A 14,444-nucleotide genomic window follows, 5' to 3' on the forward strand; every position below is an offset into this window, starting at 1 on the left:
GTGATTAGCATACTGATTTTTTTCTAGATGAGTAAATATATTTATAGATCAGTATCTAAAATAAGGTGCATTTAATGTACTTTTTATTTTTAAAAGACAGCTTAAATAAAACTTGGTTTAAAGGTTCGAATGCGTATAATTGCCTGTTTTGAAATTTAAGCTATTTTTCAGTGCGTGATGTAGAATAGTGTGGTTTTAAAATGGGGCATGTTGAGTTTTTATTGATATGCTGTAGTGCAATGGATTATTTTTGATGTGTACAATGTTTCATTGTGGCGCAATGTGGGTTGTTGTGAAAGTAGATCACAGTTGATATTGCCTTCGCGTTTTAGCATCACTTTTATACAAGGATAAATGTCTGAATGAATCAGGAACTTAATAACTTGCTCATGGGGTGGATCAACCATTTAAATGACCCTTTGTGGGATTTCTTAGTCATTTTCTTGTTGGCTGTGGGTATTATTTATACGCTGGTAACGGGTGGCGTACAATTACGTATGTTTTTTGAAAGCATTCGAGTGATGAAAAGCTCTCGTCAACCGCAACAAGAGCAAGGCCTTACAGCATTTCAAGCATTTGTGACTGGTTTAGCAAGTCGTGTAGGTGTAGGTAATATTGGTGGTGTTGCAATCGCAATTGCAATAGGTGGCCCCGGTGCAGTGTTTTGGATGTGGGTGACTGCAATTGTAGGTATGAGCTCGGCATTTGTTGAGTCGTCTTTAGCACAATTGTTTAAAATTCGTGATCCTCATAATCAACGCTTTCGTGGTGGACCTGCGTACTATATTACCCTTGGTTTAAAAAGTAAGACGTTTGGTATTGTCTTTGCATTGTCATTAATTTTAGCGTATGGCTTTGTATTTAACTCTGTACAAGCCAATGCAATGGCCAGCGCATCCTCACATGCATGGAGTTGGGATCAATACCAACTGCATTTACCATTTGTAGGTATGAGTCTTTCTTGGGTCGGATTGGCATTGGTCGTACTTACAGGAATTGCAATTTTTGGTGGTATTCACCGTATTGCAAAATTGGCAGAAGTCTTTGTTCCTGTGAAAGCAGGGCTATATTTGGCTGTTACCCTGTATATTATTGCCATTAATTATGACCAAGTTCCTCATATTTTTGGTTTGATTTTTACCAAAGCATTTCAGTTTGATGCAGCTGCCGGGGGCTTCTTCGGTTCAATGGTATCGATGGCCTTAATGCAAGGTGTAAAGCGTGGTCTATTTTCAAATGAAGCGGGTATGGGTTCTGCACCAAATGCCGCCGCTGCTTCGGATGTCAGCCACCCTGTAAACCAAGGTTTAGTGCAAATGCTTGGTGTATTTGTAGATACCTTTGTGATTTGTACGTGTACGGCCATGATTATTTTAATTTCAGGTGCATACACTGAAACGGGTTATGTGGGTGTAGAGTTGACACAACGTGCATTAGAGCGTCAGCTTGGCCCTTGGGGTGGTGATTTATTGGCCATTTTACTCTTTTTATTCTGTTATTCATCTATACTAGGTAATTATGCCTATGCTGAAAGTAATGTACAGTTTATTAAAAACAGCCCAAAAGTCATGTTTGTATTTAGATTGTTGGTCTTGTTCATGGTCTATTTTGGAACTGTAACGAGCGTGCCATTGGTGTGGAATATGGCAGATTTATCTATGGGCATTATGGCCACATTAAACCTTGCTGCAATTTTACTGCTGATGCCATTTTTACTGATTATTTTAAAAGATTATCGTAAACAGCAAAAAGCAGGGATTGAAAATCCAATATTTAAGTTAGATGATCACCCTGAGTTAAAGAAAAAAATTAAAACAGATATTTGGTAATCGATTTTAAATACATTTCTGTGTAATGATTAAGGCAACGACATTGATGTCGTTGCCTTAATTTTTGTATTGAAGATCGCAAGGTGTAATGATTGAGTAATATGCCAGAAGCCTTTTATCGGGTGCAGTTGAAGCATTTTTTGCTAGAAAATAAAAATATATACAATGTTTTATATGTACTCTCTCAATTGAGTGATGACTGGTATATTAGTGCGGGTATCTTACGAAATGGTATTTGGTCTGGCTTACATGGTTATGAGGAAACGATTACTGAAATTGACGTGATTTATTATGATAAATATGAGCAAAACAAACAAAAAAAGCAACATATAGAACATGAACTGTCTAAACAATTTCCAAATTATGAGTGGGATGTTACCAACCAAGCCGAAGTACATACATGGTATAAAATAGACCAAAATCAATCTATTTTACCCTTGCAGTCTGTTTGGCATGCATTGTCTTTATGGCCAGAAACAGCAACAGCAGTTGCTATACGGCTTACAAAACAGGGTGAGTTTGAGTTAATTGCACCTTTTGGTTTAACTGACTTATTTGAATTAAGATTACGTTGGAATAAAAATCTTGTTAGCGAAGCTGTGTTTAATCGTAGAATAACTGAGAAAAGATTTATGCATCGCTGGCCTCAGTTGACATTAGTCGCACCTTTAGATAGGGGACTGTACTTTGAATACGAACCTATTTATCTTTAAGTCTTATCAATGATATTTTTGATGGTTTGTATCAAGTTTGAATATTTTGAAATATAGCAGTATTTACATTTACTCAAAAGAAATCGCTCGTCTTTAATTTAATTACATTTTAAAGCAGTTTTGATAATAGATTGAATATACTGCCAGCACATGGTGATAATGGGTCAGATATAACTTTGTAAATACAAAGGTTTAAGTTGTGAGGGGTGATGGGCTACATTGTAAAAAATGGGCACGCCCCCTTGCCCCCATAGACACTATACAATTTTCAATCCTGTATTGTGTTGTAGGGATCTTGTACTCGCACAGTATATTCAATTATTTTAAGCAGATGCTTAAGTGTGTTTTATATCATTAATGAGATCAATTTGCCAATTTGTGGCTTGAATGCGTATATTTAGATCTCTAATTTTTGCAGCGGTGTCGTCTGCCTGTTTTTGAAAACTTGAGACTGTAATGGTTTTATTCCATTTAATTTCTCTTGAGCTATAACGATCAGGTTCTTTATGCGCTTGCTCGATGGTAGACACTAAAATTTTATGTCGCTCAACGGCAGCATCTCTTTGCATAATTAACTCAAGCAGTGATTGATTCTGTTCTAAGAGCGTATTGGCATTGGTGAGGTTAATGCGATAAATCAGTTTTTGTTGCTCTGAAATAAGATTAAACAGTTCAGTGAATAAGGTATTGGGGTCTTCTGACGGTTCACTCCCTTCTTGTACCAACACGTTGTTGTTAATACGCTGTTTTAAAGACAAGATTTTCTTCTGTTGGTCACTGCGAATGAGTAATGCTTCTGCGAGTTTCATTATAGTATCGGTTACTTTATGGGTGGGTTTATCTGTAGTGTAAAGTAATTTTTTACGTTGGTCTTTAAAGCCTTAAAAAATCAGATTAAACCCAAGTGCTATTGCCATGTGAAAGTAGCTTCTTTTGGGGTAGATCTAATGTTGTTTTGACGAGTATAAAGAAAGGTTTGAGCGAGATGGTTTGTCTGTAATTTGGACAAATGAACATACATGTTAGGTTTAAAAGCGACAGTATTGATTTAAATTTTTTTAGCCAAGTAGTGCGACCAAGCCATATTTTAAACACTCTATTTGAGAAGTATTAGAAATATCGCCATGACATGACTATAATCATGCTCCAATTGGCGAAGAGAATGCAGATGTCATCAGCAAGTCAACTTAACGACAAGCAGCTTGAAGCAATGAAATATACGCAAGGTCCATTATTGGTTCTTGCAGGTGCAGGCTCAGGCAAGACTTCGGTGATTACCCGCAAAATTGCGCATTTGGTACAGAACTGTCGTATTCCTGCCTATCGCATTACCGCAATGACTTTTACCAATAAAGCTGCCCGGGAAATGAAAGAGCGGGTGAGCAAGTTATTATCAAAAGAAGAAGCAAAGGGCTTGTCGGTATCGACCTTTCATACCTTCGGCTTGAATTTATTACGCTTAGAACTTAAACATTTACCCCTTAAAAATAACTTTTCTATTTTAGATGCAGATGATTGCAAACGCATTTTAATGGACTTGATGCATCAAGATAATTTGTCAGGGGCGGAAAGCAAAGAACTAATTGCTAAAGTCATGAAAAAAATATCTGATTGGAAAAATGACTTAATTATCCCAGAGCAAGCCCATCAAACCTGTGAAACAGAAGAAGATGTTCGCTTTGCCTATTTGTATCAACTGTATGAGCGTAACTTACGTGCCTATAATGCAGTCGATTTTGATGATTTGATTGTATTACCAACACGGTTGCTACAAGAAAATGCTGAAGTACGAGACAAATGGCAAAACCGTGTGCGTTATTTATTGGTCGATGAATATCAAGACACCAACACAGCACAGTATATTTTAGTCAAACTTTTGGTTGGTGTAATGGGGCAGTTTACTGCGGTAGGCGATGATGACCAGTCGATTTATGCATGGCGTGGTGCAAAGCCTGAAAATATGGGACTACTGAAAGAAGATTTTCCCAACTTAAACGTGATTAAACTTGAACAAAACTATCGTTCAACCAGTCGTATTTTAAAGGCAGCCAATCATGTGATTGGAAATAATCCCCATATTTTTGATAAAAAGTTATGGAGTGATAAAGGTCACGGTGAAGAAATCCGTATTATTACCTGTCGTAATGATGACGATGAGGCTGAGCGTGTATCACAAGATATTATTACCCATAAACTAATGAATGGTAAAAGTTGGAAAGATTACGCCGTGCTGTATAGAGGAAACTTTCAGGCACGTATTTTAGAAACCTATCTACGCCAACTCCAAATTCCGTATAAACTTTCTGGTGGTACGTCTTTTTTTGCACGTAGTGAAATTAAAGACATTATGAGCTATCTGCGCCTGATTATTAATCCTGAAGATGACAGTGCATTTTTACGTATTATTAATACACCTAAGCGTTCTATAGGGCCTGTCACTTTAGAAAAAATTGGTTTGTTTGCTCAAGAAAATCATTTGTCATTACTTATGGCCGCAGGCGATCAACGCTTAGCGATGGTTTTATCTAAGAAAATTTGCTCACATTTGTTCGAATTTTCTGATTTTATGCAAAAGTATACCCGTGAGTTACTAGAAGATGACAATCCTGTGCCAATTATACGGCAGATGATTACTGAAACAGGTTACATTGACTACGTGCGAGAGCAAGCGGCTACACCTGCACAAGAAAAAACCAAATTAGATAACATTGAAACACTGTATACCAGTATTCAAAGCTTGATTAACCGTGCTGAAAATGTCGATGACAAAAACATTGAAAGTGTGATTCGTAAAATGGTGTTACTGGATTTACTCGAGCAACAACAAGAGGAAGAAGACACCGATAAAGTAAATTTACTCACCTTGCACGCGGCAAAAGGTCTTGAATTTCCGTATGTATATATGATTGGTTTAGAGGAAGAGCTTTTACCACATAAAAACTCGATTGCAGCTGAAACCATAGAGGAAGAGCGTCGTTTAATGTATGTGGGAATTACTCGTGCAAGACAAGGGCTAACCTTAACTTTAGCCGAGCAACGCAAAGCAGGTGGTCAAATGAAACAAATGACTGCGAGTCGCTTTTTAGATGAGTTGCCACAAGACGATATTCATTGGCTTGGTCGAAAAAAGAAAATAAATCAGCATGTAGATCCCAAAGAGCAAGCCAAAACCTATTTGGAAAACTTACGCAGTATGTTGAAACATAAACATTAATCAGTACAAGGAAACATCAATGAAAGTTCAAGTAAAAATTTTAGACGCTCGTTTGGGTGAAACGTGGCCACTGCCTAACTATGCGACGCAAGGTTCGGCAGGTTTAGATTTACGTGCTTGTATAGATGAAGCCATGACGATTGAAGCCGGGCAAACAGTACTGATTAAAACGGGTTTATCTATTTACATTGCAGACCCACAGTTTGCAGGTTTGATTTTGCCACGTTCGGGTTTAGGTCATAAGCACGGGATTGTTTTGGGTAATTTAGTCGGCTTAATTGACTCAGATTATCAAGGAGAGTTAATGATTTCGGTATGGAATCGTGGTCAAAGCGCATTTACGTTAGAACCTGGTGAACGTTTAGCACAATATGTACTTGTCCCTGTAGTGCAAGCAGAGTTCGAACAAGTTACTGAATTTGTTGCAACTTCACGTGGTACAGGTGGTTTTGGTCATACAGGCCAACAATAATTTAAGCCCCATAGGTGTGCTATTGTTGTTACAAATCTATGGGGTACTTTAAGCATTTTTAATTTTATGTAGAAAAATATTTACAATAGTCCTATAAATGATGACAATTTAGCATGATATTAAAATAGTTAAGCCAAAACATGCAGTTAACACAACAAGACTTTCCTGCACATATTTTTAGAGCCTACGACATACGTGGGCGTTTGTCAGATTTGCGTTTAAATGTACTTGTAGCGATTGCACGCGCTTTTGCTATACAGCTTAAACAGCAACAGATTGACCATGTTGTGTTGGGTTTTGACGCCCGACTTGATGGCAAAATGTATGCGAGTTATATACAGCACATTTTGATTCAGCAACATATACACGTCACAGCATTAGGGTGTTGTTCCACGCCATATATGTACTTTATGGCACAACAACTGACCAAAACAGGTTCAGGCATTATGCTTACTGCAAGTCATAATCCCAAAACAGATCATGGTATCAAGTGGCTCAGTCACAAATCACCGCCTACGCCAGAAGACATACAAAATATTGCACACTTAGCGAAACAGCAGTATCTGGCTGATCTGACTCTACCAATTGTTGAGGTATCTGAGGTTATTGAAATACCTTCAGCACAAGCATATCTTGCGCAGTTAGAACATGATATTCAGTTAAAAAAACCACTGACGGTTGTGGTTGATGGTATGCACGGGGCAGCGGGTCAGTATGCCGAAGTAATTTTGAATACCCTTGGCTGTAAAGTGATTGCACTACGCTGTTATGCCAATGGTGACTTTCCAGATCATGCCCCTGACCCGTCAAAAAGACAGCATCTTAATTTATTGTGTGACGCCGTTAAACAACATCATGCAGACCTTGGTTTGGCTTTAGACGGCGATGGTGATCGTTTGGTGGTGGTCGATGAAAACAGCAATATTATTAGTCCAGACCAGCTTATGTGTATATTTGCTGAAATGTGTTTGAAACAGTACCCACAGCAAGAAATTGTATTTGATGTGAAGTGTGCGAATATGATTGAACATGTGGCACAGCGTTATGGTGGTACTGCCACGATGCTTCGTACAGGCAGTACATTTTTGCGCCGTTATTTGGCAGAAAATCCACGAGCGGTCTTTGGTGGTGAATACGCAGGGCATTATGTCTTTAATGATGGCCGTGGTTTGGGATATGATGATGGCTTGTATGCAGGCTTACGTTTAATGGAATACTTCTCACAAAAAGCATCTATGGGGCTTTCTGATCTGTTTTTAGACTATCCAGAGCGTTGTTTTACTGAGGATACTTATATTGCAACGACAGGCGTGTCTGCACAAACTTTGCTCCAACATTTTAAGCAATCTTATGGCCATAATACACAAGAAAAATTGACAGAAATTGATGGTATTCGATTAGACTTTGCAGAAGGCTTTGGCATTATACGGGCATCAAATACAGGGGAGTATTTAACGGTGCGTTTCGATGCAGTGAATGACGTGATATTACAACAGATTAAAACCACTTTTTCAGAGGTGTTTTTACCGGATTACCCAACGATTGCAGCAGATATTTTACAAGCGCATGCATGACGGCTTGATATAAAAATAGTATTAAATGAAAGGATATATCATGGAACACCAACATACGGGTTTAGATAAAGCACATGTTCTAACAGAAGCTTTGCCTTATATTCAACGATTTGCAGGTAAAACTTTGGTGGTGAAATACGGTGGCAATGCCATGACCGATCCAGCACTGGAAAGCTCATTTGCACGAGACATTGTTTTACTGAAAACTGTAGGACTTAACCCAATTGTTGTACATGGTGGTGGTCCGCAAGTCGATGCACTCCTTAAAAGATTAGGACAAGAATCTGACCGTATAGATGGTATGCGTGTAACAGATAAAGCCACCATGGAAGTGGTTGAAATGGTACTTGGCGGCAGTGTAAATAAGTCAATTGTGAATTTGATTAACCAACACGGTGGCCGCGCCATTGGTTTAACAGGGAAAGATGGCAATTTACTCCATGCTCAAAAATTGCTGATGGAAAAGAAAAATGCTGACGGATCAATAGAAAAAATTGATTTAGGTATGGTGGGTGAAGTGGTCGGTGTAAAAACAGATGTACTCGAAATGTTTACTCAAGGTGACTTTATTCCTGTAATCGCACCTTTAGGGGTAGATGAGCATGGTGATACGTACAACATTAATGCAGATTTAGTTGCAGGTAAAGTCGCTGAAGCCTTAGGGGCTGAAAAACTCATTTTACTCACCAATATTACCGGTGTTTTAGATGAAAATAAGCAGTTATTGACAGGTTTGACTACACAAGAAGTTGATCGCTTAATTGAAACAGGTGTAATTTATGGCGGCATGATTCCTAAAGTTGGTTGTGCATTAGATGCAGTAAAAGGAGGGGTAGTGAGTGCGCATATTGTAGATGGCCGTGTACCGCATGCTACCTTGCTTGAGGTATTTACCGACCATGGTGTAGGCACACTGATTTCTAATCGCTTGGGACATAAATAAGCTTTTGACATTAAAAATATAAAGTGGATATATGATTTTCCACTTTATAGCGCCTTTGTAATATTGGATTAGATCTCATTTTTTAAAAAATATGTAATATTTGATTTCTTTGTTGGCTTAAATATTAAAATTGGGATTTATATAAATATATGATAAATAAATATTATTTTTATCTTGCATTTCTTTATTCAAAAAAAGAATAAAGAACAACATAAAAATCCATTTACAAGATTAAGGCTCTGCGATAAATTATAACAGTGTTAATAAATAAACGATGTCAGTAAACGCCATGTGCCAACTCCTCGGAATTAATTGTGCTGAACCCACAGATGTGACCTTTTCGTTTAAAGGCTTTTCACAGCGTGCAGGGATCACTTCAGATCACTGTGATGGTTTTGGAATCGGTTTTTTTGAAGACCGAGCATGTCGTTTGTTTGTAGATAATAAATCTGCAATGCAATCGCCAATTGGTGACTTGATTCGTAACTATCCGATTAAGTCAAAAAATGTGATTGCGCATATTCGTAAAGCGACTCAAGGCCAAGTGACTTTTCAAAATTCACACCCATTTGTACGTGAATTATGGGGTAGACATTGGTTGTTTGCGCATAATGGCGATTTACATGAATTTGAGCCTGAACTCAGCGGTCGTTTTACCCCAATTGGTAATACAGACAGCGAGCATGCATTTTGTTATTTGCTTGACCGTTTGGTGGAACACTTTGGTTATAAAGAGCCTAAGGTAGAAGAAGTATTTGCAGTGCTTGAAGAAATTGCACCAGAAATTTCTGAGTTTGGTACATTTAATTTTTGCTTGTCAAATGGCGAAGCTTTATTTGCTTATGCTGTGACTAAACTGAGCTGGACTGTACGTGGTTATCCATTTGGTTTGGCTAGATTGGTCGACTTAGATGTAGAAATTGACTTTAGTACAGTGACTACCCCTGAAGACAGAGTGGCGGTTGTTACAACAGAGCCTTTAACAGATGAAGTATGGACAGCATTTAAACCTGGTGAGCTTATTTTGTTTCAAAATGGTTATTTAGTGAAAACTGCACAAACCTATATTGATCGATTGGTTAGAGAAGCAAAAGATCCATCTTTACGCCGTATTACTCAAGCCGATATTTATTAGATGATTAGTCATGGTATGTTGAAATAAAAAGGGGCTTTTAAAAGCCCCTTTTTTGTATTTTAAAATGATGATGTATTTTTAATTTTATTTTGAACGATAAAGATCTCTTCTTATCTTCGTATCATTGTAATTTAAAATGATGATGATTGTTCTGTTTAAGAAATTAACAGTAGGTGGATTTTTTAATACGATTTTGAGATAAAAAGATTAGATTTAAAGGAAACTTAGCATCATTTTTATGTAAAACATATGAAACCTTGGTTAAATAATACTTGATTCTTTTACTCTACTTTTTTAAGTAATAATAGCAAATTCAATCATTTATTAAACCACCTAAAACGGTCGGATTTTTTTGTTATTTTTCAATGCTCTATAATTCTATATGATACATCGTTCATAATTATATATTTTAAAAATAGAGGGGATCATGAAAATTTCTTGGAGTTCAAATTTTGAAACGGGTATAGATGTTATTGATGAGCAACATAAAAGAATTTTGTATTATATTAATGATATTGATGAAGTTTGTTTTACACATGACCGTGAAAAAATAAAAGATATTTTAGATAATATTATTGATTATACTCAGTCACATTTTACTTTTGAGGAGAGCCTACAACAAGAAGCGGGTTATCAATTTAGTGTGCCTCATAAGAAAGTACATGATTTATTTATTAAAAAAATTGAGGATTATCGGTTACGTTTTTTAAAAGGTGAAACCATTGAAGAAGATTTATATCAAGTATTAACTAAATGGTTAATTAACCACATTAAACACGATGATGCAGACTACGTCGGGGCTGTCAAAGACAATATGAATCAACTTATTCAAGAAAAACAAAAAAAGAAAGGTTGGCTGGCTCGCTTTTTTGCATAATCATGTCCTAAATAGTCGTAATACTGTTATGACTCACCAACAACTTTTGATTTTCTACGATGAGAAAGGCAAAATAGCGTATCATTTTTATATCATTTAGATACAGGACAGACTCATGTCTCGATGGTTGTCGCCGTTACTTGCATTTTGTATGTCATTGATGCTTATTACCAGCTTAGCACCAGTGTTCGGGTTTCAAATAGATCGCCAGTTTGATTTTTGGTTGTTGTGGTTGTTGGTTGTGGTAGTGGTTTCATTACCGCTAACTTACTTAGAGTATGCTTTAGTTAAACGTGCTAAAACGAGCATATTAAATGCGCTCATGGCTTTAACTAGAGAGGCTGATGCATCGTTACAATGGCGAATTATTGGTTGGTTATCCGTACTATTTATTCCATGTCTTGCAGGTGCAATGCTAAGCAATAGCTATAGTTTAGTCAGTCAATTTGTACCTTTGTCCATACGTACAGAGTTCGTATTTTTAGTATTAGCGATTGTTGCTGTCGTACTTTCATTTGTGCCTAGAGTATGGCTTGCTGGCATCAGTATGGTGGCTGTGCTGATCTCACTGGTCAGCAGTTATATGTTTGGGCATGAGCCGTTGGCTTGGCATAATACTCCGATTGTATTTTCCGAGTGGGGTAGTGCAACCGTACTGGCTTTGGTCGCCAGTGGTTTAGGTTTGGGAATTTATGCACAAACCAGTATACAGCAAGTGATTACGACTGAGCGTTCAAGTCAGTTGGTTATTCCTGTATGGTTAGCACAAGTACTTGCCGTGGTAGTGTTTGGGTTTTTCACGATACGTGCTCAAATACCTGCGCTGACATTGTTAGTTGCAGTCGTCTTTGCAGCAGCATGGCTTTTACAACTTGCGAAACAACAGCTGATTGAGCGAAAACTTCATCTGATTGCTGTGTATATGATGTTGTTAGGCCCTTTGTTGGTTTGGGTTATACCGCATGTGCATGGTGTGTTTAACCTCGTACTGATGCTGTGGGGGCTTGTGAGTTGCTTACTGTATAGCTTGTTTGCAGGTTGGATGATGAAAATTAGCCATTTGCGTAAAGTACTTAACTTTAGTAATGAAATATATTACAACGCTTGGCGCATTGCTGTACGCATTGTTGCTCCTGTAAGTATTATTGTGGCTATATTTTCCTTATTGTTAGGACGTTTTTAAATGAGTTTTGTTTGGGTGGCTTACGCAAGCCAGTCGCAGCAGTACTATGTGAAAGTGAATTTTCAGCAGGGAATGAGTATTCAAGATGCGATTGATGCCAGTCATATTTTAGTAGATGCAGACATTAAGCCACCGCTGAGTGTAGGGGTTTTTGGCGAAAAAGTATCAGATTTAACGGATCTATTAAATGTGGGTGATCGAGTTGAAATTTATCGACCACTGATCATTAATCCCAAAGATATTCGCCGAAATCGTGCAATACAAAACCTACTTAAAACCAATGCACAAAAACAAAGCAATCGTTTAAAACGATAGTTTTAACAGAAAGAAAAACCCCCATATTTGGGGGTTTCCTTTGACTAATTCGGCTGAAAGTTATTAAAATAAAAATATGTTTACAATGTTTCTTTTGCAGCAGGAAGTCCGGGCTGCGTATTAGGAATAGTATCTAATCCTTCTATACGGCTAACAACACCTGAGTTGTCGAAGTAAATTTTAAGGTGTTGGCCTTTTGCTTCAGCAATTTTTGCCTTTTTCGCATATGTGCCAGGAATATAATTGTAAATATAATCCCAACGTAGCGGGTTAAGTGGATCGGCAATTGTAGGGCTACCCAGTAAAAAACGTACCTGTTGGTAGGTCATACCAGGTTGCACTTGAGATGCCTGTGTTTTAATCAAAGGAGTTCCTTGAGGAATATCTATTTTATAAACACAACCACCGAGCATTGAACTGACGAGTAAAGTCGTCAAAATAATTTTTTGCATTTTGCTACACTATCCAAATCAATTTTGATGCATTTCATTCAATCATAGATCATACTGCATCTAAACCCTATTGCATATTACTACTTCAAAATAGTTGAGAGACTCTGTATGGCCATTTCAAATCAAGATCTACGTAAAGCAGGACTAAAAGTCACTTTGCCTAGAATTAAAATCTTGGAATTACTTGAGACATCTAAGCCACATCATTTAAGTGCTGAAGATATTTATAAAACGTTATTAGATCAAGGCGAAGATGTGGGCCTTGCTACTGTATACCGTGTACTTACTCAATTTGAAGCAGTTGGTATTGTGCAACGTCTTAATTTTGAAAACAATCACTCTGTTTTTGAAATTATGCAAGACAGTCATCATGACCATTTAGTTTGCCAAAACTGTAATAAAGTGCTCGAGTTTAGTAATGACTTAATTGAAAACGAGCAACATGAAGTGGCGAAAAAATTTGGTTTCACACTAACAGGCCATTCTTTAAATTTATATGGCTTTTGTAGTGACCAAGAGTGTCAAGATGCTTCACGTAAGAAGTAATTTATACATAAAAGCAACAAATTTAAATGAAAGAGAGCATAGCCTCTTTCATCTAAATTCAATTTTAATCGTCTAAAGACAAATGACGTGTCACCTTTTCTGACGGTTCGTCGTCAGTTGACAGTTTAATTTTAAGTCTTAAATCATTTGGTGCATCTGCATGTTTAAGTGCATCTTCATAAGAAATAACGCCCTCTTGATATAAATCAAGCAAAGACATATCAAATGTTTGCATGCCAAGTTCCTTAGACTTTGTCATAATTTCTTTAATTTGATTAATTTGTCCCTTACGAATATATTCTGAAATCAGTGGGCTATTAATCAAAATTTCAATCGCTGCACGGCGAGATTTCTTATCGATCGTCTGAATGAGTTGTTGTGCAACAATGGCTTTTAAATTTAAAGACAAGTCCATTTGAATTTGATGATGGCGCTCGCTGTCAAAGAAGTTAACAATACGATCAATCGCTTGGTTAGCATTGTTTGCATGCATTGTTGCTAAAACCAAGTGACCTGTTTCGGCAAAATTTAATGCATAATTCATCACCTCTGTGGTACGAATTTCACCAATCAGAATGACATCGGGTGCTTGTCTTAACGTATTTTTAAGTGCGACTTCAAAAGACTGTGTATCTATCCCGACTTCACGTTGTGTAATAATACAACCTGCATGTTGGTGAATAAATTCGACAGGGTCTTCAATAGTAATAATGTGACCATGACTCGTGCGATTGCGATGACCAATTAATGAGGCTAACGAGGTTGATTTCCCTGTACCTGTACCACCGACAAATAAAATAATGCCTCGTTTTTCCATAATCAGTTTTTTGAGTACTGGAGGCAGTTTGAGTTCGTCTGTTAATGGAATCACGTTTTCAATACGGCGGATGACCATACCAGGCATATCACGTTGATAAAATGCACTTACACGAAACCTGCGACCATCTGCTCCACTGGTAATGGCAAAATTACATTCTTTGGTATTTTTAAACTCAGTTCTTTGCTGTTCATTCATGATTGAATGAATGAGCTGGCGAATCAGGTCAGCACTCATTTTAGTTCGAGCAAGTGGCGTCAGTTGCCCATTTACTTTCATGAGTGGTTCAAGGTCGGCAGTAATAAAGAGGTCTGAGCCTTTTTTATCACTCATGACTTGGAGCAAATCATTAAAATTCATAAAATGATCATCTA

The 14,444-nt window shown here is 37.4% G+C and carries 14 protein-coding genes; 11 read left to right on the top strand and 3 right to left on the bottom strand.

Annotated elements, in window-relative coordinates; translation table 11 throughout:
* The first annotated feature begins 362 nt into the window (after window positions 1–362).
* Both BLS38_RS06175 and BLS38_RS06180 read left to right on the top strand, forming a co-directional pair.
* On the top strand, window positions 363–1,829 hold the full coding sequence (locus tag BLS38_RS06175) for an alanine/glycine:cation symporter family protein (protein WP_092747747.1): 1,467 nt from the start codon (window positions 363–365) through the stop codon (window positions 1,827–1,829).
* A gap of 101 nt (window positions 1,830–1,930) precedes the next feature.
* Window positions 1,931–2,542 (top strand): nucleotidyltransferase family protein, encoded by a 612-nt coding sequence (locus tag BLS38_RS06180; RefSeq protein ID WP_092747749.1) that lies wholly within the window; start codon window positions 1,931–1,933, stop codon window positions 2,540–2,542.
* A 335-nt stretch (window positions 2,543–2,877) separates the two neighbouring features.
* Here BLS38_RS06180 and BLS38_RS06185 read toward each other — a convergent pair whose 3' ends face one another.
* The gene (locus BLS38_RS06185; protein ID WP_092747752.1) at window positions 2,878–3,351 is read right to left on the bottom strand and encodes a DIP1984 family protein; all 474 of its coding nucleotides are present in this window, start codon (window positions 3,349–3,351) and stop codon (window positions 2,878–2,880) included.
* A 359-nt stretch (window positions 3,352–3,710) separates the two neighbouring features.
* Between BLS38_RS06185 and BLS38_RS06190 the strand changes: the two genes are divergently transcribed.
* From BLS38_RS06190 to BLS38_RS06225, 8 genes are all read left to right on the top strand, one after another.
* Window positions 3,711–5,756, top strand: coding sequence for a UvrD-helicase domain-containing protein (locus BLS38_RS06190; protein WP_092748022.1), 2,046 nt, complete (start codon window positions 3,711–3,713; stop codon window positions 5,754–5,756).
* Window positions 5,757–5,775: 19 nt separating this feature from the next.
* Window positions 5,776–6,228: a dUTP diphosphatase gene (dut, locus tag BLS38_RS06195; protein WP_092747754.1), complete on the top strand. Its 453-nt coding sequence runs from the start codon at window positions 5,776–5,778 to the stop codon at window positions 6,226–6,228.
* A gap of 140 nt (window positions 6,229–6,368) precedes the next feature.
* Window positions 6,369–7,802, top strand: coding sequence for a phosphomannomutase/phosphoglucomutase (locus tag BLS38_RS06200; RefSeq protein WP_092747756.1), 1,434 nt, complete (start codon window positions 6,369–6,371; stop codon window positions 7,800–7,802).
* Between the two features lie 37 nt (window positions 7,803–7,839).
* Entirely contained in the window at window positions 7,840–8,745 is a 906-nt protein-coding gene (argB, locus tag BLS38_RS06205; RefSeq protein ID WP_171258548.1) for an acetylglutamate kinase, read from the top strand.
* A gap of 289 nt (window positions 8,746–9,034) precedes the next feature.
* A complete protein-coding gene (locus BLS38_RS06210) occupies window positions 9,035–9,880 on the top strand; it encodes a class II glutamine amidotransferase (protein ID WP_092748024.1) in 846 nt (281 codons plus the stop codon).
* 427 nt (window positions 9,881–10,307) lie between these two features.
* Window positions 10,308–10,757: a bacteriohemerythrin gene (locus tag BLS38_RS06215; RefSeq protein WP_092747760.1), complete on the top strand. Its 450-nt coding sequence runs from the start codon at window positions 10,308–10,310 to the stop codon at window positions 10,755–10,757.
* 115 nt (window positions 10,758–10,872) lie between these two features.
* Window positions 10,873–11,940, top strand: a complete 1,068-nt coding sequence (locus BLS38_RS06220; RefSeq protein ID WP_092747762.1) for a hypothetical protein — start codon at window positions 10,873–10,875, stop codon at window positions 11,938–11,940.
* On the top strand, window positions 11,941–12,255 hold the full coding sequence (locus BLS38_RS06225; protein ID WP_092747764.1) for an RnfH family protein: 315 nt from the start codon (window positions 11,941–11,943) through the stop codon (window positions 12,253–12,255). It abuts the gene before it with no gap.
* An 80-nt stretch (window positions 12,256–12,335) separates the two neighbouring features.
* On the opposite strand, the gene BLS38_RS06230 is transcribed toward BLS38_RS06225, so the two are convergent.
* The gene (locus BLS38_RS06230; protein ID WP_092747766.1) at window positions 12,336–12,707 is read right to left on the bottom strand and encodes an outer membrane protein assembly factor BamE; all 372 of its coding nucleotides are present in this window, start codon (window positions 12,705–12,707) and stop codon (window positions 12,336–12,338) included.
* A gap of 108 nt (window positions 12,708–12,815) precedes the next feature.
* Between BLS38_RS06230 and fur the strand changes: the two genes are divergently transcribed.
* Window positions 12,816–13,253 carry a ferric iron uptake transcriptional regulator gene (gene fur, locus BLS38_RS06235; RefSeq protein ID WP_092747768.1) on the top strand — a complete coding sequence of 146 codons (438 nt, stop codon included), beginning with the start codon at window positions 12,816–12,818 and terminating at the stop codon, window positions 13,251–13,253.
* Window positions 13,254–13,317: 64 nt separating this feature from the next.
* Here the strand turns inward: fur and BLS38_RS06240 are convergent, their stop codons facing one another.
* On the bottom strand, window positions 13,318–14,430 hold the full coding sequence (locus tag BLS38_RS06240; RefSeq protein ID WP_092747770.1) for a PilT/PilU family type 4a pilus ATPase: 1,113 nt from the start codon (window positions 14,428–14,430) through the stop codon (window positions 13,318–13,320).
* Window positions 14,431–14,444 lie beyond the last annotated feature (14 nt).

It is taken from the genome of Acinetobacter boissieri (assembly GCF_900096955.1).
Lineage (GTDB): Bacteria > Pseudomonadota > Gammaproteobacteria > Pseudomonadales > Moraxellaceae > Acinetobacter > Acinetobacter boissieri.

What these genes read in the sequence shown, in the direction of transcription:
- BLS38_RS06175 (WP_092747747.1), top strand. Translation starts at nt 363, where the DNA reads ATGAATCAGGAACTTAATAACTTGCTCATGGGGTGGATCAACCATTTA.
- BLS38_RS06180 (WP_092747749.1), top strand. Translation starts at nt 1,931, where the DNA reads ATGCCAGAAGCCTTTTATCGGGTGCAGTTGAAGCATTTTTTGCTAGAA.
- BLS38_RS06185 (WP_092747752.1), bottom strand. Translation starts at nt 3,351, where the DNA reads ATGAAACTCGCAGAAGCATTACTCATTCGCAGTGACCAACAGAAGAAA.
- BLS38_RS06190 (WP_092748022.1), top strand. Translation starts at nt 3,711, where the DNA reads ATGTCATCAGCAAGTCAACTTAACGACAAGCAGCTTGAAGCAATGAAA.
- dut (WP_092747754.1), top strand. Translation starts at nt 5,776, where the DNA reads ATGAAAGTTCAAGTAAAAATTTTAGACGCTCGTTTGGGTGAAACGTGG.
- BLS38_RS06200 (WP_092747756.1), top strand. Translation starts at nt 6,369, where the DNA reads ATGCAGTTAACACAACAAGACTTTCCTGCACATATTTTTAGAGCCTAC.
- BLS38_RS06210 (WP_092748024.1), top strand. Translation starts at nt 9,035, where the DNA reads ATGTGCCAACTCCTCGGAATTAATTGTGCTGAACCCACAGATGTGACC.
- BLS38_RS06215 (WP_092747760.1), top strand. Translation starts at nt 10,308, where the DNA reads ATGAAAATTTCTTGGAGTTCAAATTTTGAAACGGGTATAGATGTTATT.
- BLS38_RS06220 (WP_092747762.1), top strand. Translation starts at nt 10,873, where the DNA reads ATGTCTCGATGGTTGTCGCCGTTACTTGCATTTTGTATGTCATTGATG.
- BLS38_RS06225 (WP_092747764.1), top strand. Translation starts at nt 11,941, where the DNA reads ATGAGTTTTGTTTGGGTGGCTTACGCAAGCCAGTCGCAGCAGTACTAT.
- BLS38_RS06230 (WP_092747766.1), bottom strand. Translation starts at nt 12,707, where the DNA reads ATGCAAAAAATTATTTTGACGACTTTACTCGTCAGTTCAATGCTCGGT.
- fur (WP_092747768.1), top strand. Translation starts at nt 12,816, where the DNA reads ATGGCCATTTCAAATCAAGATCTACGTAAAGCAGGACTAAAAGTCACT.
- BLS38_RS06240 (WP_092747770.1), bottom strand. Translation starts at nt 14,430, where the DNA reads ATGAATTTTAATGATTTGCTCCAAGTCATGAGTGATAAAAAAGGCTCA.